General features: G+C 48.6%; 14 protein-coding genes and 1 pseudogene. 9 read left to right on the top strand and 6 right to left on the bottom strand.

Annotated features, from left to right (window positions below; translation table 11 throughout):
- Window positions 1–48: 48 nt before the first annotated feature.
- Window positions 49–6144, bottom strand: coding sequence for a cadherin-like beta sandwich domain-containing protein (locus ACAN54_RS17260; protein ID WP_379157740.1), 6096 nt, complete (start codon window positions 6142–6144; stop codon window positions 49–51).
- Window positions 6145–6467: 323 nt separating this feature from the next.
- Between ACAN54_RS17260 and ACAN54_RS17255 the strand changes: the two genes are divergently transcribed.
- From ACAN54_RS17255 to ACAN54_RS17235, 5 genes are all read left to right on the top strand, one after another.
- Window positions 6468–7373 (top strand): glycosyltransferase family A protein, encoded by a 906-nt coding sequence (locus ACAN54_RS17255; RefSeq protein WP_379157737.1) that lies wholly within the window; start codon window positions 6468–6470, stop codon window positions 7371–7373.
- A gap of 31 nt (window positions 7374–7404) precedes the next feature.
- Window positions 7405–8460, top strand: a complete 1056-nt coding sequence (locus ACAN54_RS17250; RefSeq protein ID WP_379157734.1) for a glycosyltransferase family 2 protein — start codon at window positions 7405–7407, stop codon at window positions 8458–8460.
- Window positions 8457–9590 (top strand): polysaccharide pyruvyl transferase family protein, encoded by a 1134-nt coding sequence (locus ACAN54_RS17245; protein ID WP_379157731.1) that lies wholly within the window; start codon window positions 8457–8459, stop codon window positions 9588–9590. Before ACAN54_RS17250 ends, ACAN54_RS17245 begins: the two co-directional genes overlap by 4 nt.
- A complete protein-coding gene (locus ACAN54_RS17240) occupies window positions 9580–11118 on the top strand; it encodes a lipopolysaccharide biosynthesis protein (protein WP_379157728.1) in 1539 nt (512 codons plus the stop codon). The genes ACAN54_RS17245 and ACAN54_RS17240 overlap by 11 nt, the downstream gene beginning before the upstream one ends.
- Window positions 11119–11301: 183 nt before the next feature.
- Window positions 11302–12618 carry a glycosyltransferase family 2 protein gene (locus ACAN54_RS17235; protein ID WP_379157725.1) on the top strand — a complete coding sequence of 439 codons (1317 nt, stop codon included), beginning with the start codon at window positions 11302–11304 and terminating at the stop codon, window positions 12616–12618.
- An 87-nt stretch (window positions 12619–12705) separates the two neighbouring features.
- Here the strand turns inward: ACAN54_RS17235 and ACAN54_RS17230 are convergent, their stop codons facing one another.
- Complete coding sequence (locus ACAN54_RS17230) at window positions 12706–13818, bottom strand: threonine aldolase family protein (protein WP_379157721.1); 1113 nt, start codon at window positions 13816–13818, stop codon at window positions 12706–12708.
- Between the two features lie 189 nt (window positions 13819–14007).
- On the opposite strand from ACAN54_RS17230, the gene udk reads away from it, so the two are divergent.
- Window positions 14008–14643 (top strand): uridine kinase, encoded by a 636-nt coding sequence (gene udk / locus ACAN54_RS17225; RefSeq protein WP_379157718.1) that lies wholly within the window; start codon window positions 14008–14010, stop codon window positions 14641–14643.
- A gap of 81 nt (window positions 14644–14724) precedes the next feature.
- On the opposite strand, the gene ACAN54_RS17220 is transcribed toward udk, so the two are convergent.
- Window positions 14725–15696, bottom strand: a complete 972-nt coding sequence (locus ACAN54_RS17220; RefSeq protein ID WP_379157715.1) for an aldo/keto reductase — start codon at window positions 15694–15696, stop codon at window positions 14725–14727.
- 117 nt (window positions 15697–15813) lie between these two features.
- Here ACAN54_RS17220 and ACAN54_RS17215 point away from each other — a divergent pair, with 117 nt between their 5' ends.
- Both ACAN54_RS17215 and ACAN54_RS17210 read left to right on the top strand, forming a co-directional pair.
- Window positions 15814–16284, top strand: a complete 471-nt coding sequence (locus ACAN54_RS17215; protein ID WP_379157712.1) for a MarR family winged helix-turn-helix transcriptional regulator — start codon at window positions 15814–15816, stop codon at window positions 16282–16284.
- Between the two features lie 60 nt (window positions 16285–16344).
- Window positions 16345–16675 (top strand): annotated as a pseudogene (locus tag ACAN54_RS17210) (GNAT family N-acetyltransferase); the annotation flags it as partial.
- 53 nt (window positions 16676–16728) lie between these two features.
- On the opposite strand, the gene ACAN54_RS17205 reads toward ACAN54_RS17210, so the two are convergent.
- The 3 genes from ACAN54_RS17205 to ACAN54_RS17195 all read right to left on the bottom strand — a co-directional run bounded on the left by ACAN54_RS17205 (window position 16729) and on the right by ACAN54_RS17195 (window position 19140).
- On the bottom strand, window positions 16729–17154 hold the full coding sequence (locus tag ACAN54_RS17205) for a MaoC family dehydratase (RefSeq protein WP_379157709.1): 426 nt from the start codon (window positions 17152–17154) through the stop codon (window positions 16729–16731).
- A 65-nt stretch (window positions 17155–17219) separates the two neighbouring features.
- Complete coding sequence (locus ACAN54_RS17200; protein WP_379157706.1) at window positions 17220–18152, bottom strand: VanZ family protein; 933 nt, start codon at window positions 18150–18152, stop codon at window positions 17220–17222.
- Between the two features lie 79 nt (window positions 18153–18231).
- Window positions 18232–19140: a TetR/AcrR family transcriptional regulator gene (locus ACAN54_RS17195; RefSeq protein WP_379157703.1), complete on the bottom strand. Its 909-nt coding sequence runs from the start codon at window positions 19138–19140 to the stop codon at window positions 18232–18234.
- Window positions 19141–19281: 141 nt separating this feature from the next.
- Here ACAN54_RS17195 and ACAN54_RS17190 point away from each other — a divergent pair, with 141 nt between their 5' ends.
- Window positions 19282–19860, top strand: a complete 579-nt coding sequence (locus ACAN54_RS17190; RefSeq protein ID WP_379157700.1) for a hydrolase — start codon at window positions 19282–19284, stop codon at window positions 19858–19860.
- Window positions 19861–19913 lie beyond the last annotated feature (53 nt).

Below are 19913 nucleotides of genomic sequence, written 5' to 3'. Positions count from 1 at the left end.
CCGTAAGTCACCTAACAGGTGCTTACGGCCTTTTTCTGTTGATATGATTTATTGGCTAAACGTTTCTCCACCTTCATTCCGCATGGTGAATGTGTGGTCGATTGAAGCTTCCTCAATCTCATTATACGCCCAGTGTGTTGCTGGAACATCGGGCCAGCTTGGTGTGGAAACACCGTATAGCGGACCTCGTCCGAACAGTCGGTTGACGACCTTCACGGCTTCAGCGCGTGTAAGGTTCCCCGTTGGACGATAGGTGCCATCTCCATAGCCATTAATGAGGTTAGCCTTGCTTGCTGCCGCAATCTCCTTGGCAGCCCAATGGCTATCGGCATCCTTGAATCCGCTTGATGGAATAGCCGCAGTATCCAGCTTCTTATATCTGGATGCAATGGCGGCAATCTCTCCGCGGGTAATAGGAGCATCTGGCAGGAACTGGCCTTTGTCGTTACCCTGCATTAATCCAGCCGTTTTGACGAATTCAATGACACCTTTTGCCCAGTGACCTTCCTTCACATCCGGGTAGGAGGAGACGTTCAGCGGTGCGGAAGCGTCATAACCGAGGTTTCTGGCCAGAATGGCTGCCATTTCTGCACGGGTAATGGAATGGTTCGGCTTAAAGGTTCCATCGGTAAAGCCGTTGATGAACGCCTTGTGATGGGTCAGCTGTTGTTGCGCTGCCTCAGCTGCGGCCACATACTTCTCCCAACCTTCCATGTTCAGAATAGTGAACGTACTGAATTTGTTAACTTCAAACTGTAAACCCAGTTCACCCGTTTTGTAATCAACTACGTTCGCCTTTATCAGTTCCTTGTCACCGTCACTATGCTCAACGAAGATCACCAGATTCGCCAGGAAATTCTGCCTTGCCGCAGGATCACTTGGTAACTGAACATCACGCAGAGGAAGGGTTAAGGTAACCGGTCTGCTCTGCATATTGGTCTCAATTGTCATTGGACGGGCAACCACATCAATTTTCTTATCTGCTGCTATCTCTCTGACAATCCGTTCAATTCTTGCCCGGTCTTCAACCGCTTTGCGCAGAGTCTGGTCTTTGATCGGTATTACACGGAAATACAAATCTTCCGTAAAATTATCCAATGAGGATTGCGGGATGAGAATTCTTACGTTCTCCGTGAAAATCTCCATATTCACGTCGGAGTCACCCAGTGTCTTGATTGCATCCTTAGGAACGTTCACATTCACATCCGCAACCTGATCCTTCTCATCCGGGATCATAATCCGGGCCGTATGATCTGAAGATTCGGCGATCTTCAGGACAGCCTCCGCCACACGATCTGTTGTGAAGTTGACTAGATCATGCAGAATTCCACTTGTATCCTGAGTACGCTTGATGACCGTTTCTGCCAGTACAGAACCTTGACCCAGTAGTCCTGATTCAACCTTTACGGTAATCTCCTGCGTCAACGGTGTCGCAACGGGTACAGCTGATGCTGCAGGCACCGTTATTGGCGTCGGCATCTCAGGTGTAGATGGCGCCGGCGTTGGTATTACCGTCGGCTCTGCGGTTGGTTCTACTGACGGATCTGCTGAAGGAGCTACTGACGGTTCTACCGATGGCTCTACCGTTGGCGCAACTGACGGATCTGCCGAAGGAGCTGCTGACGGATCTGCCGTTGGTGTCGGTGTTGGCGCTAGTGTTGGCGTAGCTATAGGCGCAGCCTTAATAATATGGACAGTATAGGTCTTTACAGTCCCATCCTCCGCAGTAACCTTAATGTCAAAACTATTATCGCCCTCAACCAGATTAGCCAGTTGGGCTCCATTTCTTCCCGTGATCTGGCTTTCCGCTTTGGCATCTGCTACGGCCGGGTTCAGGACGATGGAGTCCACATCACTTTCTACCTCAACCGTATAGTCCGTAACCGCAGGATCAAAAGCAGGGTCCAAGGTTCCTCTATCTACGCTGATATTACTCAAATCAGCATTGGAAGAACGCGATTCCCGGCTGATATCCAGCTCATAGACACTTTCTGTCTTTCCATCCTGAGCTGTAACTGTCAGCTTCACGATGTTAAGCCCTTCTGCTAACCGGATAGACATCGCTTGATCTGCAGTGACACCATTTATGGTAATCCGTGCATTCATGTCTCCTTTTACCGCGTCCAGTTCTACCTGATCTACTTCATAAGGTACTGACAAGAAATACTTGAAGACTGCCTCTGAAAAAACAGGATTGAGTGCCTCCGTTCCTCTGACAGAACTAACGCTCAGATCCGTTAGAGAAGAATCCTTCGGCAGCACGGCACGATTCACAGTCACTGTATAGGTTTTTGTAGTGCTGGCATCTGCAGCGGTAACCTCTACTGTAATTTGATTCGTTCCTTCATCCAGTGTCACAGTGCTTCCAGATACATCCGTGGTAGTTCCATTCTTTTTCAGGATGTAGCTTGCTTGCCAGTTATTAGTGACAATCGAGAAATCCATGCTGCTCACACTATTATCCACTTGTACAGAATAATCACTGGTTCCTTGCTGGAATTCGGGTGTTAATCCGACCGGAGAAGTCAACAGATCATAGAGCGTAGCATCTGTGCTTGGATTCCGTACCAGATTAATGGTATACATGTTCATACTTCCGTCTTGAGCCGTGACTTTGACTTCAATCACATTCAGTCCTGTAGCCAAAGGCACAGCATTCAGGTCTTCGATCCACATCCCATTCACAAATACAGCTGTGCTTGCATTGGCGTCATCCACAACCGCATTAAGCTTTGCAACGGAAACTGCATCCATGACTGTCCCGGTATAGCTTAAAGTACCCGGAACCGGCGTTAGATCAATCGCACCGCCCGCTAAGTCACTCATCGTCAACTCCAGTAAACTTGCATTGGACGAAGCCGCCCGAACGATGATGACCGTGTATTCCTTGGTAGTTACTTTATCAGCAGCCGTAACAACAACTTTAACTACATTTTCACCAACATTCAGCTGAACGGGCACACCTCCAGCAGACTGAATCCCGTTGATGGTATAGGTAGCCTGCGCGTCGCTTGTAACCGCGGCAACTGTCATACTGGAAATATTGTTGGCTACATATTCATAATAGGTCGAAGTGGTACGGTCGAATCCACCCGACAACGGTTTGCCGGACAGGGTGATGCTGGTTAAATCCGCATCGGATGAGGCTTCACGAACAATCGTTAAGACATAATTCTTAGAAGTTACGCCATCCTCAGCTTTGACCTGAACATTGAATTCGTTAACTCCCACTTGCAGATTGACAAGCCTAGGCTGAGCACTGGCGGTCACGTTACCATTCAGGCTCACTGTTGCCCCGGCGTCCTCAGGAGTTGGCGTTATCGCAAGCTCAGATACCTGATTCGCTACAGTAACGGCATACCGGGTTTGATTCTTGTCAAACACAGGCTCCAGTACGCCCTCCGATAGAACCAGATTGGACAGATCCGCATTGGAGGAAGCCTGTCTGATAATATTGATCAGCGTTGTTTTCTCACGGGCGCCACTCTGTGAGGTAACCACGATTTTGACGGTATTCAGTCCGACACTCAACTGTTTGGTGTAGGCTGTATCATCTTGGTGTACACTTCCGTCCACAGCCAGACTTGCCGCAGGGTCCAGCAGCTTGGGGGTAATGTCCAGCGAAGAAACCTGATTCGATACTTCAACCGAATACCCGGTATCATTATTATTAAATACAGGCGATAAAGTTCCTGAAGAAACGCTCAGTCCCGAAAGATCCGCCACGTCCGAAGGTGCACGCAGAATAAACAGATTGTAGATCTTCTTCGTCAATCCGTCTTGCGCTGTTACTTCGATCAGGTACTTATTGTTTCCTGCGGCAAGATCGGTAATGGCAAAAGGTGTGCCGCTTGCATGAACCCTGCCGTTCACTTTAACGACTGCACCCGCTGCAGCTGTCGGTGTGAACTCTGCAGTAGTTACCGTATTCGCTACTTTCATCGTGTAGTCGGACTGATTGGTATTGAAAGCCGGTGATAATCCAACCGGTGAAGCAGTCAGATCCGTCAGACTGGCATCACCTGACAGCTTTCTGATAATCGTAACTGTATAGGTTTTTTGGGTCCTGCCGTCCTCTGCAGTAACCACCACGGATATCACATTCTTTCCGTAGGTTAAGCTTACATTTCCGGTAGCATTAGCCGAACTAGTTGAACCTATGTTTGTTCCGTTCAAAGTTGCTGCCGCAAAGAGACTGGACTTGATCACATCTACTTTGACCGAACTCACATCATTTTCGACTGTCGCGGTATAGCTTCCTGTATTGCTGCTATAGACCGGAGACAGGGCAATAGGTTGACCGCCGCTTAAGTTAGATAATGCAAGCCCGTTTGCTGCAGCCAGATTGGCATCATTTCCAGGGTAGCGGATCAAATCGAGCTGATATTCCTTAAAGTTACTTGAGAATTTATCAGCCACTTTGATTTTCACCAGCTTATATACACCCACTGCCAGGCCGCTCACAGTGAACTTCGGATAGGTTCCCGACACGGTTACCCCAGAGCCATTGTCTGCGTAGGCAGTCACATTAACATCAGCAGGATTTATTGCTCCTACATTAATATCGATACTGTTGTTCGGGTTGTTTCCGCTTTTGTTGGGAACATGCACTTTATTGTAGATAATTCCCCGGCTAAAAGCAGGTGTCATCACACCTACAGAAGGCGTAATGAAGGCAAGATCAAATTTCCCGGCCACAACGCTCAGCAAAAAGCTGCTGGAGCTTGAAGTAGTTCCATCATTTACTGTGACTGTGATGGTAGAGGTACCTGTCATGTTGGCTGACGGAGTAAGATTGATAATCCTGTCCGCGCCTGTACCTGAAAATGTGATATTGCTATTCGCTATAAGAGACGTATTCGACGAGGTTGCAGTAAGCGTAAGCACGTCACCAGCATCCACATCTGTCAATTTAAACGGCTTAGACACAGGGGTATTGGCCGCTGTCACCACATTGGAGTTAAATCCTATGCTGGTCTGCCATTTACCGCTGATGATATTGCCGTTTCTTGCACCTGCAGAAGAGTCCTTGGCTACAGCTCCATCATTAGAATTATTGAACTTATAATTGACCATCAGGTCGGCTTCAGAACCGGTAAGGCTGGTGTTCATCTGGCTTTCAATCTCCGACTGGGTTTTGGCCTTTTTCCATATCCGGTAATCCCTCATGCCACCCACATAATTGGCATCCTGGGACCATGTACTCTCACCAATATAGTTATTGGGTCTCGGCAAACCGGAGTTCTGGGCGCTGGCGTTGGCCATATCGGTAAGATCCATGAAGCCGCTGCCTTTCAGAATCCCATTCCAATAGATATAGGCCTTTTTCTCTGCAGCATTGTATACGGCAGCCACATGAACCCATTGGTTCAGAGGCAGTTGCTCCGAGGTTTTTACCATGTAGGATTTAATTCTGGCACCCTTTTGCGGTAAAGCTTCAAGGGCTATTCTTCCCGTACTTCCTTCAAACGTAAGGTGCAAATTATAGTTATCAGGTCCATACGAAGTATCGAAAATACGGGCCCACGTAGGGGCACTGCTGGCATTTACCCAGGTTTCGATGGTTAGCGAATTGGAGTATATATTCAAATCCGGAAGGGTCACATACCCTTTACCGTCAAAATCAAGATAAGTACTTCCGCTGGACTCCGAAATAAAGGGAGCGTCATTCACAGGTGTAACCGTTATCTGCGCAGACTCTTCCACTTGATTGTAACTTCCCGGGTCCCCGGCATATTCAGCATTTACATTTACATAATTACTGCTATACCCTGCTGAAGCAAGCCAGCTGCGATACTTGATCTGCGTTGTCCCATTCCAGTCCTTCTTCGGAACAAAACGGATCATCACATCTCTACCGAAGACGGCAATCTTGCCAGGATCGGGCGCAACGATAGACAACCACATCGTCCCGGCATTATACTGCCATTGCCCATTAACATTATCGACTTCAGAAATGCCAATCCCGTTGCTATTTATGAGTGAAACGGATTTCCCGGCAGGCTCAAGCGTATCCTCCATGATTGTATCCAGTGGGCCAGAAGCCTGTGCCCGGGCAACGTATGGTACACCGTAGAAATTACTGATGATCAGGATAAAAACCAATGCCACGATCAAATATTTTGATCTATTCTTTATTTTCACAAATTCAGCCCCATTTATCTAAGATGTCAACGTTTGTAACCCGTGCCCTAACCTACCCTCCTCCGTATCAAAAATATCCATAATTTTATATATCGGATTTTTAAGCAGCGCAGTTTATGTCGAATTAATAGAATTTATTGTTAATTTCAAAATAATTTTTCCAAGTACTTTTTTGCCCGTATTCACTGTTCTCTGCCATCCAATAAGTAAACTAAAGTAGTATATACAACCTTTCTCTGCCAATAGTAAGCTTAAGTTAGCTTATAATCCCAAGTGATATTATCGAACATAGAATGGGATAAATGGATAAGGGAGTGGAGTATATGCAAGGATTGTCAGTGGTTATCTGCACGAGGAATCGGGTACAGGACCTGACACGGTGCATTCATTCTATAACTAATCAGGACATAGGCCGGACTTACCCCATAGAGGTTATCGTTATAGATGACGGCGCCATACCTGAACAAGTCCTAAGCGAATTCAAAGCGTTACTTACCGGATGCGGTTACCCCTTTATCTATCACAGCAAGACAGACCGGGGATTATGGCTGTCCCGGATCAAGGCCGTGGAGCTCTCCACCATGGATAAAATTCTCTTCCTTGACGACGATGTCGAAATCCCCGGTCATTACTTGTCCACGCTGATACAAACCTACCTCGACTATCCCAACTGCGCAGGGGTTGGCGGCATTGCCATCGGGATGCGCAACAGCTTCCTGGGTACGATCCGCTGCCTGTTGTCCTTTCAGCAATCTCTATCGAGCGGCAGACTCTCTCTAAGCGGGCAGGCAGGCTCCATGTACAATTGGCATAAGGCGAGGAAGATCTTCAAGACCGAATTCCAGCACGGCTGTAACATGTCGTTCAAGAAGGAGGCTATCAAGGATCTGGGACCTGTGCCCTGGCTCAAAAGCTACAGTGTCGGTGAAGACATTCTCATGTCACGCATTGCCCGGAAATCCGGCCCCCTCTATATCAATCCCGAACTGAAGCTCCTGCATCATGAGTCGCCAGCCTCCAGAGACAACCTTGAAGATGTGGCCTATACCCGGGTGCTCAATCATGTGCATCTGCTAAAAGATAAAAAATCAGGTCCTGTCGGATATCTCGCTCTCGTCTGGACCACACTCTATCTCATTCTCCGGGAACAACCCAAGAAGAATGTCGCCGCCATCAATGGCTACAAAAAAGGCCTGAAAGAGATTTTCTCCAGGCAGGCCGCCAGGTAATCCATCACTACTACAGGAAGGGAGTGGACGCATGAGCTTAAGCATTGTAGTTCCCATGTACAATTTAGAACATTATGTTGAGCCCTTGCTGAACTCGCTTCTGGATCAGACCGAGAAGCGGTTCGAGCTGATCCTGGTGGATGACGGCTCCAAGGACCGCACGGCTCAGGTTGCCGAGGAAATGCTCTCCCGCCATCCGATTCTGCAGGCCAAGCTGATCCGCACACCCAATGGCGGAGTCAGTGCCGCCAGAAATACAGGCCTGGCCGCAGCGAGCGGTGACTACGTCCTGTTCCTGGACGGTGATGATTATGCGGACAGCAATCTGGTGCAGCGTGTAGATTCCTGTACGGCGGACGGGGAAACGGATATTCTCTGCTGGGGCTATAATCTGGTCCGCGAGGACAGATCAACCATTGTGAGCTTTACTTCAGACGCTGAAGACACCACAGGAAGCGAAGCGCTGAAGAATATTTTTGTGCATAAAAGCCTGAGAATCTGGACCGGCAGCATTGCCTTCAGACGCACCTTTCTGCTGGAGAATGGCATCTCGTATACCGAGCGCTGTGTGAACGGAGAGGATCAGGAGTTCATCTATAAAGCGTTGTCCAGGGCCTCACGGGTGATCTCAATCCCCGATGTGCTGTCCTATTATCTGCAGCGGACATCTTCCATCACGGGAACCTACAATGTGAACAAATTCGATGTGGTTGCCGCCTTCAAACGGGTGGATGAATATTTCAGGGACCATCCCTTCAATGAGGTTCATACGATATCCGGCCTCCTGCTGAACCGCGAGATGACCGAGAACTACTTTTATAATCTTAAGACTTGTCTGAATGGAACAACCGGCATCAGTACCCGCAAGCTGCTTCATGATATTGACCTCGCCTACCCCGGTGTGAATCAGGAGATGCTTGCGATCATGCGCAATTATCAGGGGGATGACCGCCAGCTTGCTTTTAGAATCCGGGTCTTCTTAATTTCCCCGTCCCTGTACGGGCGGTTGATTCATCTGGACCGCAGCTGGCTGCAGTTCAAACAAAAGCTCAAAGCCGCGATCAGCAGAAAGGAAATTAAGATATGAAGAAGAAAATGATGATCAACGCCTACACAGAATTCAATCTCGGTGATGATCTGTTTATCAAGGTGCTGTGCGAACGCTATCCCGATACCCAGTTCATGCTCATCGCCCCGCGGCTATACAAAGTGGTCTTCAAGGATCTCCGCAATCTCAAGGTCTATGCATCAGACTCCGTCCTGTTCCGGGGGATCAACTACCTCTTCCGCAAGCTGAAGCTGCATCCGAGTTTCTTGCAGAAGTTTCTGGCGGAGCAGGGAGAAGGCACAGTCCATATTGGCGGGTCTATTTTCATGCAGGGCGAGCATTGGTCCGAATATGTGGCGAATAACGAGAGCCTGCGCAATAAAAGCAAACCGTATTATCTGATGGGCGCCAACTTTGGCCCCTTTACCGACAACGCCTATGTGGAGGAGCATCGGCGGATCTTCCAGGAATATGCCGACGTCTCGTTCAGAGAGCAGTATTCCTATGATTTGTTCAAGGATTTGGGCAATGTCAGAATGGCCCCGGATATTATATTTCAGCTCCAGTATGATCAGGCCGCAGGAAAAGCTCCGGAGGGGCGGTATATCGCCATTTCGGTAATCAAGCCTTCCTCCAAAGCCTTGAGCGGTTTTGACAACCTCTATTATGAAAAAATGAAAGATGTTGCAATCCATTTCATTCAGCAGGGCTATGCCGTGCATTTTCTGTCGTTCTGCCAGCATGAAGGCGACCAGGAAGCAATCGGGCAGATTCTCGGCCTTATTCCGGCAGAGCTGCAGCGTGAGACACAGGTTCACTTCTATAAGACAGACATCGATGAGATTCTTGCCGCCCTGGCAGGGGCAAGTTTCATTGTCGCTTCCCGCTTCCACGCTATGATTCTCGGCTGGGTATTTGGCAAACCGGTGTTTCCTGTCGCCTATAGCAGCAAAATGATCAATGTCATGCAGGACGCTCATTTCGGCGGACGGTACACAGATTTTGCACATCTGGCCGAGGTTACTCCGGAGCAGGTGTACGAGAGCATGGCGCTTAATCGTCTGGACGTGACACTCCAGGCGAACCAGGCGGAGAAGCATTTCGAGCAGCTTGACGCGTACCTCTCACCGGCACCGCTTGTGGAAGGGAGAAGAAGTTATGAAAGCTAAACGCAGCATGCTGAACCTCGGCTTCGGACTCACGAGCCAGGTCATCACCATTATTCTCGGCTTCTTCATCCCCCGGCTGATCATGGTCAATTACGGGTCTGAAGCTAACGGACTGATCGCCTCCATCGTGCAGATCATCAGCTATTTCGCTCTGCTTGAAGCAGGTGTCGGTGCAGCTTCGCTACAGGCACTGTATAAACCAGTAGCCAAAAATGACTACAATCATATCAATTCGATTCTCGCCGCTACCTCCAGCTACTACAAAAAAACCGGGATCTACTATTTCATCTCGGTCGTGCTGCTGGCGGTTATCTACCCGCTGGTGATCCATTCAGAGATCAGCAAGCTGAGCATCATGGCAATCATCCTATTCTCCGGCCTGGGCGGAGCGATCAATTATTATTACCAGGGTAAATTCAGGGTTCTGCTAATCGCGGAGGGCAAAAGCTATATCGAAACCTCCATCGTCACGATTGCGAACATTCTGAACAACGTGGTGCGGATTGTCCTGCTGCTGCAGGGGGTGGACATTATTGCCGTACAGGCGTCCTTCTTCGTGCTGACAGTCCTGCAGATGATTGCTTTCTATATCTATTCTAAGCGTTATTACAAGTGGATGGATCTTGGACAGAAACCGGACTTTGAAGCCATCGGGCAGAAAAATTCAGTGATGGTGCATGAGATTTCCTATATGATCTTCCGCAACACGGATGTGCTGATCCTGACGATCTTCACCAATCTGAAGGTAGTCAGTATCTATGTGATGTACAATATGATCTTCACGATTGTCGACAATATCGTCCAGACCGTTAACGGAAGCGTGAAGTCGGCGCTGGGACAGAGCTATCATGAGGGCAAAGAGGCTTTTGTCAAATTCTATGATGCGTACGAGGTCTATTTCATGGGCCTGATCTTCTCGATCCTGACCGTTGTATACCTTCTAATTCTGCCGTTCATGCGGCTCTATACAGCAGGGGTCAACGATGTGAACTATATTAATTTCTGGCTGCCGGTCCTGTTCGTGGTGATCAAGCTACTGACCAATGCCCGCACCTCATCCAATAATCTGATCACGATTGCCGGACATTTCCGCAATACCCAGTTCCGTTCAATTATGGAGTCGGCCATCAACCTGGGAGCTTCGATCATCTTCGTCCTGTTCTTCGGGATCTACGGGGTGCTCATGGGAACCATCGCCGCACTGCTCTACCGTTCTATCGATATCGTAGTGTACGCCAACCGGGTCCTGCTGGAACGCAGCCCTTGGGTCACCTTCCGCAGATGGCTGATCAATGTTGCGGTGTTCGTGGCTATTGTCTTCATCAACACCAAACTGGACCTTACCATGACCTCCTATACCAGCATAATCCTATGGGGAGTAGTGCTCGGTCTGGTCATCCTGCCCATCTATTACATCGCCGGCTCCCTGATGGAACGCGAGGTGTTCCTCTACGCCTGGGGCTATGCCAGACGCTTCATAACCAAGATCAAGCTGAAGCGCAGCAAGGTAACAGCCAGCCAGACGTGAGGCGGCTGTTCTTCAGCTGTGCTGGAGGGAATACTGCCTGGGCAGCCCGAGCTGCACTTGCCCTGACGGGGGATTCACCTGATTAGGCGTGTGTCCACGATAAGGCTGCCTGACGCAGCAATTACAGAAGGCTTCGTCCCATAAAACGAAGCAGAGGCTAACAAACTTTGAGGAGGTCCAACTATGGCTCACAGCGAGGAATTGCACCAGGCCGGATACCGCCTGCTGAACCAGCTCAACGAAGATATACAGCATCCGCCTGCCGGGGCGCTGTCCAGCGAAGAGCTAGTGCGAAGATGCAGAGACAGCATTGGCAGCGAAGCCGACGGGGGAGTACGGGGGAATCTTGAGAATCTGGCCGGGGTGATCGAGGCCTATCTGTCGCAGCGGGCTTCAGCCGATGCGCTGGATTTTTACTTGTCCCAGCAATTCAATATTCAGGCTGTGAATATCCTGGAACTCATGAAAGGTCTTACAGAGCTGAGGGCGGATCGCGGAGCGCAGGAGATTCTTTTTCCTTCACCTGCGGATCCCTATACCCTTCCCAAGGTCAGTGTAATTATTACAACTTATAATAGAAAAGACTTCCTGAACCAGGCTATTCAGAGCATTCTGCGGCAAGACTACCCCCATAAGGAGATTACAGTGATTGACGACTGCTCCAGCGACGGTACGGCAGAACTCATGAGCCGGAATTTCGGCGATGACCCGCGTGTAATCTTCATGCAGAATGAGACTAACCAAGGCCCGGGTAATAACCGGCGCAAGGCGCTTGCCGCCCATGGTGACGGTGAGTATATTCTGTTCCTGGATGACGACGACTATTTGATTGATCGCAGCTACTTCAGCAGAGCCGTCCATTTCCACCAGCAGCAACCGGAGATTGCTTTTGTGGCCGCGAATGTGTTCCTGGAGTATTCTAAGTCCGAAGAACTGAAGCCGTCCAGCCTGCAGCTAAGCCGGATTACCCCGAAGGAAGCCTACTTCAGAAATTTCGAACAAAAAGGGTATCCCAAACCAGCCTCTACCCTGACGGCAGTCTTCAAGCGGGAAGTGCTGATGAAAATGGATATTCTGAACATGAACATGGTCAACGACGCTTCAATTTACCTGCGTGCCCTGCTGATCGGGGATGCCGGATTTATCGACACTCTTGCCGGAGTGTACCGGATTCATGGCAATAATATTACTTTTAACCTTAGCCAATCCTTTCTGATCGAGAATTTGGAGGAAAAACGCCTGATCCGCAATATGGCCATCGAACGCTACGGCTACAGCAAGACGGAAATGAACGAATGGTTCAATCACAATGTGTATGACACCATCTCCTACTATCTCATGAATTCCGCCAAAAGCCACACCGACTTCAAGTCGATGTACAGCTGGGCCAGCGAACATTGCCCTAAGGCCTACAGCCAATTAAAGCGTCAATTCCGCACCAAGCTGATGAAAAAACAGCTGCTGCGCGTGTCATTCGTCCGGGCATTGCTGAACCGTTAGATTTTCTTGCCGCGGCGAAAATAAAAGGATGATAGTGTGCATAGGCACAGACTATCATCCTTTTTTTGTTGCCTGCCCCGGTGATCCTCACCCTTCCCCCAGCAGCCGATCCAGCAGCCCGAACGCCTCTTCCAGCTTCGCCTTAGGGATACCGCCGTACAAATCTCCAATGCTCAATTCATAGAAACACGATGATTCGCCGCTCTCCCTCAGACGAGGAGTAAAGCCCACACCGGTTGCTTCGCTGACCTGGGTCAGAATCGGCTCAACCTCTGCCTTAGCCAGGGAAAAATACACATGGAACATGTTCGACACCGGCACTTCCGGCAGAGTACTTACGTTATGGCAGCCGTTGAACAGAGCCGCAAGCTCTTTGGCCTCCTTATAGTATTGGGCCATCTTGTCCACTCTCTGCCGGTAATAATGCCTTGAAGGGATAATGTATGGATACAAGCTGATCAGGTCGCCGCCATGCCGCCGCTTCCAGATTTTCGATTCTTCCGTAAAGTCCGCATTACCCGCAAGAATGGCCCCGGCGATCCCGCCAATACCTTTATAAAAAGAGATATATACGCTGTCGAACAAGCTGCAGACTTCAGCGGCGGTTTTACCGTAATACGGCAGCACCTCAAACAAACGCGCCCCGTCCAGATGCAGCATAATTCCCTGCTCACGGCAATACCCGGATATTGCTTCAAGCTCTGCGTAGTCCGGAAGCTGTCCGCCAATCTCGCGCTGCGGCAGCTCCAGCAGGAGGCAGGCTACCCCCTCGCCCATCTTCATTACATCTTCAAGTGTAATCAGACGATCCTTATCCGCAAGCAGCAGCGGCTTCAGGTGATGCAGCTCTTTTAACCCATCCTGCTCATGAATCTCCAAGTGGCAGAGCGGATGATACGCTACGGACTTGCTGCCTTTACGGTCGCTCCAGATTCTTAGTGCAATCTGCTGCGCCATCGTACCGCTCGGGAAAAACACAGCCGTTTCCTTACCCAGCACCTCCGCCATCTCCGCCTGAAATACCTCGATCAGCTCACCTGTACCGTACATATCACTGATTACACTATCCTCAATCCCGGCAAAAGCCTCCTTCAGCACCCGGACCTCCCGTTTGCCGTGGCCTGCCAGCTGCAGCGGAGCCGCATTATAAACCTCCAGCAAGGATTGGCTGTTATCGCTTGTTCTTTTGCTAATATCCATACTCATAACTCTCCTTCCACTGACTTGCGCCTAAACAATCTGACCAAATTATATCATTTCCTGCGGGAAATCCCCTTTTTTTCAAAAGTTCACGGTTTGTTCCCTGCTCTTCAGGTGAAATTAATGTAGCGCTGTGCTACAATATTGGAATTGCAAAGGCAATCGCTTAGGGAGGTTTATTACAACACCATGCTCATTATTGGTATCGCCGGCGGGACCGGCTCCGGCAAAACGACGGTAGCGCGCTCCGTCATTGACCGTTTGGGAACAGACAAAGTAACGTTCATATCTCAGGATAACTACTATAAAGACCATTCTTACCTCAGCTTCGAGGAACGCGGTGCGATCAATTATGATCATCCGCTTGCCTTTGATACGGAGCTGCTGATCGAGCATTTGGAATGCCTCAAAGCCGGACAGGCTGCGTATGCTCCGGTGTATGATTTTACGATTCACGCCCGCTCTACCGACAAGACCGTTGAACTGCTGCCGAACAACATCGTTATAGTAGAGGGTCTGCATGTGCTCTCCGATGAGAAGCTCCGCGAGCAGCTTAATATTAAGGTTTTTGTCGATACCGACCCGGATGTACGTATCCTCCGCCGTGTGCTGCGGGATATCGAGGAGCGCGGACGGACGATCCGTTCCATCCATACCCAGTATCTGACTACAGTCAAGCCGATGCACGAAGCATTCATCGAGCCGTCCAAGAAATACGCCGACCTGATCATCCCTGAGGGCGGACAGAATGAAGTAGGCATCCAGCTGCTGTCCGTACTTACTGAGAAATATCTGTCAGGCGACCATCAGTGGACCATGAAGTAATCTCGAACCGCAAATTTAAGGGCCATCCTTTGCAGGAGGGCCCTTTCTTTTTTTCTTTCATTCTACATACTGTCCTTCAATTCATACCAGGGCATGCGGTACATAAAGCTCTTCAAGACTCGTGATTTCTTCTGGCGTCAGATTAACCGACAAGGCCGAAACCGCATCTTCGAGATGGCTGATCTGGGTCGAACCGATAATCGGCGCTGTGACCTCTTCTTTTTGCAACAGCCATGCAAGTGCGATTTGAGCGCGCGGAACGCCCCGGTTAGCTGCAACTTCCGCAACTCTCTCCGCAACTTTGCGATCAGCTTCTTCCGTTTGTGTAAACAACGCACCTGCTACCTGGTCATTCTCAGAACGAGGGGTCTGTGCCTTCCAATCCCGGGTTAACCGGCCTGCCGCCAAAGGCAAATACGGAGTAACGCCAACTCCCTCATCTTTGCAAAGGGGGAGCATTTCCCTCTCCTCTTCCCGGTAGAGTAAGTTAAGTCTATTCTCCATGGACACGAACCGTGTCCAACCATTACGCTCCGCGACATGCTGAGCTTTCGAGAACTGCCATGCCAGCATGGAGGAAGCTCCGATGTATCTTACCTTGCCCGCCTTTACTACATCATGAAGAGCCTCCATCGTCTCTTCAATGGGCGTGTTAGCATCCCAACGATGGATCTGGTACAAATCGACGTAATCTGTACCGAGCCGTCTTAGACTGTTATCAATTTCGGTCATGATGGTTTTACGGGAAAGTCCCATGGCATTCGGACCTTTGCGCATCGGAACGAATACCTTGGTAGCAACAACAACTTCGTCACGCCGGGCTAGATCCTTTAATGCACGTCCGATGATTTCTTCACTCGTTCCGTCAGAATACATATTGGCAGTACTGATAAAATTGATCCCCAACTCAAGTGCTTTTTGAATAATCGCTCTGCTCTGTTCTTCATTCAGCGACCATGGAGCATTGCCCCGTTCAGGCACTCCGAAGCTCATCCCTCCAAGGCTTAGTCTTGAGACATCCAGACCACTGCGTCCAAGTTTTACATAATCCATTCCAGTACACTCTCCTTAAGTAGTTTGGGAAGTCTTCCCGGGATTTAGGTTGACATATCAACTCGATAACAATGTATCACCTTGCGGTTGATACGTCAACCATGATATTATGTGTCTATGGATAAGAACGAACTAAATGAACAGGAAATGCAACTATGGAACATGTGGAAAGGCTCCTATAAAAGAATCTTCGGTCGTGTTGTAAAAGACATGTCCGAACATACCGGACTTTCAGAGGGGGATTTTGGGGTATTAGATCGTCTGGTCCAATTCGGGGATGGTAAGCTTCGCCAACAGGAATTAGCCAACTCGATGGACTGGGATAAAACCCGATTGTCCCACCACCTGACACGGATGGAGAAACGCGGGCTTGTTCAGAGGAAACCTATCGACACAGATCGCGGAGTTCAAGTCATCATTACCTCTGCCGGAAGGTCCGCCTTGGGTGAGGCCCTCCCTATAGTCTCAAAGGCGATACGCCGGCATTTTCTGGATCAATTAACCGATCTGGACATGGAGTCAATCACCCAGCTGGCCGAAAGAACAAAAACAAATTCATCCTCCTCTGGTAAAGTCTCTCCGCCTTGAGCACTGGTCAAGGAACAGGCCCCTTTCCGCCAAACCGGTGGAAGGGGGTTTTTGTTATGCCAAAATTCACCTGAACTTATGCAGGCCTACTTGGACAGAGCATTTAACCCAGTACAATTAGACTGAAATCATGGACAACCATTCGCTTGAGATCGAGAGGATTTATATCAGCAAAAGATTCCATACCCAGGGGCTTGGCAGCCATCTAATGAAGAAAGCTATAGACATAGCGAAGGAACAGAATAAAGAAAAGATCTGGCTCGGAGTTTGGGAAAAAAACGAGCGCGCAATTACCTTTTATCAAAAATCAGGGTTTGTCCGAACCGGAGCCCACTCCTTCTATATGGGGGAGGAGGAACAAATAGATTTCATAATGACCAAGACACTCTAATAGCATTCTTCGTACAAGATTCAGGGAACCCTTTGGCTGGGGTACAGAGAAGTTTACCGCTTAATTAATACGGTTAAATCCCCCTCAAAAACCTTCTCGTCTTTGTGGTTGAACGTGGACAACAATACAGTAACACTTCCCGTCTCATTCTTCTTCTCTTTCACTTCGGTCACTTCCACAAGGGTGTACAATTCATCCTCCGGATACACGGGCTTCATAAATTTAAGATTATTCATTGCGGTTCCGGCAATAACATCATCCCCATAACTCCCTGTCTCCACCCAAAGTTTGAAGGAGACCGCCAGGGTTTGTATGCCTGAAGCAATAATTCCGTTAAATCTTCCCTGCTTAGCTTTCTCCTCATCGAGATGCATATATTGCGGGTCAAACTCCGCTGCAAATCTCGTAATACTCTCTTTCGTCATTACGATGGACTTGGTTCTGAAGACTTGTCCGACATAAAATTCATGAAATTTCATTAAAAGCACCCCTAAAATAAATTTATATAGTTTGATTGAACTTGAAACTCGATCTTTCCCCTTTACTAATCCCAGATGTATTTCATCTCACTAAATCCAACATCCCATATTTTCATATTTCCCTCCAGGGTGATCGTAAGCTCCTTGGCCCCTTGAAGATAAATGGAGGACATCCCAAGTTCATGGCTTTGAACTTCTGCGGACGTGGACAGATACTCCTGTCCGTCGGCGGATATGCGTAGACTCCCATGAGAAGCCTCTTGATCTGGAATCCCATAATTCAAGTAGAAATAAAGCTCCTTTTTGCCTAGCGTGTACGTGTACGTCACCATATTTTTGTCTTCGGTGCTATACGCATTATACTGGGGTTCTACGTTTTGTCCGCCAATTTGGAAGCTGTCTCGCATTGTTCCGTCTGATGAATTTATACTGCTGTTATTGAGCTCGTTTAACGCGACAAAGGGGCCCAGTTCTTTAGTGAACGCTTTGTCGACAACCCCGAAGATCCCCCAAACCCCGATGATCAGGACAACAGCAGAGATGCCCGTAGCCGCTATGTTTGTCCAGACCTTTTCTGTACGAAATCCTAATCTATACGCCCCGAATCCGATCGCTGCGCCTGATGAGTTTTGAATAACGTCGTTTATATCAAAGCTGCCTAGCAAAGTGAGTGCCTGAATGGTTTCCAGTACAAGAATAGACAGGATGAATAAGATCATGAAACGAAGGAAGCCGATCCGATATAACAACAGAATCAAGATACCAAAAGGGATGAAGGCCACGATGTTTCCAAAACCCACAACATCCATCAGCGAAGGATGTAGAAGATCCGATAGACTTGGCAGCTTAAAAAAAACATCAGGTAAAAATAGAAAGGTGTAACCCGTCTCCCGATCTAGGGTATCTACTCTACCGAAACCAAAAAACATAAAATAAAGAATGAACACGGTATAAGCTAAGGTAATGGCAAAAATAATTTTACGTTGCTTGGTATTCATCTTATTCTCCTTTATCTTTAGTTCATTTTTGTTGATTCTGGCCAACCACTCTTCCACCCTTGCCCGACTGGATGTCGGATCATTGTAACCCGCCATCCTGCGCACGCTCTTCCAGGACAATTTGCTTCAATTGAATGACCGAACTTCTCAGCTCCTGTTCTTGTTCCAGGTAGGTGCAAAGCGCTTGAATGAGCGATCTCTTGGGCTGAGTCTGAGAGATCTCCGTCCCCAGCAATTGAACAATCTCTTGCAGTTCCCTCTGCCGGGCGAGCCCGCCAGGCCAAGCCTCAAGCAGCGCGTTCACTCTGCCGAACAATTCTTCGGTAATTCTTTCTTTTTCGTTATTCCAGTCCTTTGAATCTGAATGAATAAATTTGGTGAAGGCGCTTTGTCCAAGTAGCCCCTTCGAGCCTGACTTAGACATATGTTCGACTAGCGCATCCATTTTATCGACGATGAACCAAGCTGTATCCTCTATCGAAAGCTGCTTCTCCTCGAAGATGATGCGCTGCAGATAGTCCTTCAGGATCGCACGGTATATAAAAATCAGATCCCAGAGAAACGACTCGATTCTCTCACCATAAACTTCAAGTAGCCAGTATCTATGCCACTCCATCATACGGGCGCGAACATGATTCCTTAGTGAACGGAAAGTTGCGTACTGCGTAATAGGAAGATCTATGAAGTCTACCATAATGTGACTGTATTCAATAAAATACTGAAAACGAAATACGATTTGATGGACGAGCCGCTCCTTGGGAGTACCCGTCGCGGTTTGTTTCAGGTGCTCAGCCCGATCAAAATAAACCGTCTGGCACTCGTCGAAAACCACACACAATAAGTCCTCTTTGGACGGAAAGTATTTGTACACCGAGCCCTTTGCAATGGAACAATCCTGAGCAATTTCCTGAATTGAAGTCGCCAGAAACCCTTTTTCTTTAAACATCTTAGAAGCCGAACGTATGATATCCTGTTTGGTTACACTCATCCTTACGTAATCCCCCGCTTGACAATTTTAAACTCATAGTACAAAATTATGAACATAGAGTCAAATGACCCACTATTCAAAATATAGAACTTCAGGTCAAGATGGGTCAAACTCGATTTCATAGTTGGAGTGTGATTGATCATGGAAGAACTTTTGTTTCAATTTCCTAAGACGGCATTAATCGTAATCGACTTGCAAAATTGGCTTGGAACCCAGTATGCCCCTCACTCGGCCGAGCAAGTCGTCAGCCGCGCTGCCACTATGGTTCAAGCCTTCCGTGAGGCAGGTGCATTCGTTGGGCTTGTTCGCGTATCCACGAAAGACTTCAAAGATATGCCTCGTCCGTTGCTGGATCAGGCGCCCCCAACCTTAAATCTGGTGCCTGGATGGGATGAAATTGTACCTGAGATCGGAGTCACTGACACCGATTATTTAATTACCAAGCGTCAATGGGGAGCATTTTATGGAACGGACTTGGATCTGCAGTTGCGCCGGCGGGGCATCACGACGATCGTGCTTTGCGGCATTGCTTCTGGTATCGGCGTGGATACCACTGCGCGTGAAGCCTTCGCCCATGGGTATCAGGTAGTTTTTGCGACAGATGCCATGACCGGCTTCAGCCAGGAGGAACATGAACACGTAATTAAGCTCATTTTCCCGCGTATTGGCAGAATCCGCTCGACCGAGGATATTCTTGCTTGCGCCGCGCTTCAATCTTAAGAACCTCAAGCAATACTTCAAACTATTTGATGAGAGAGAGTGAGAGAGGATCT

Source organism: Paenibacillus diazotrophicus, assembly GCF_042610465.1.
The sequence above is the reverse complement of the archived record's forward strand: the minus strand, read 5'-3'. Positions and strand labels throughout refer to the sequence as shown.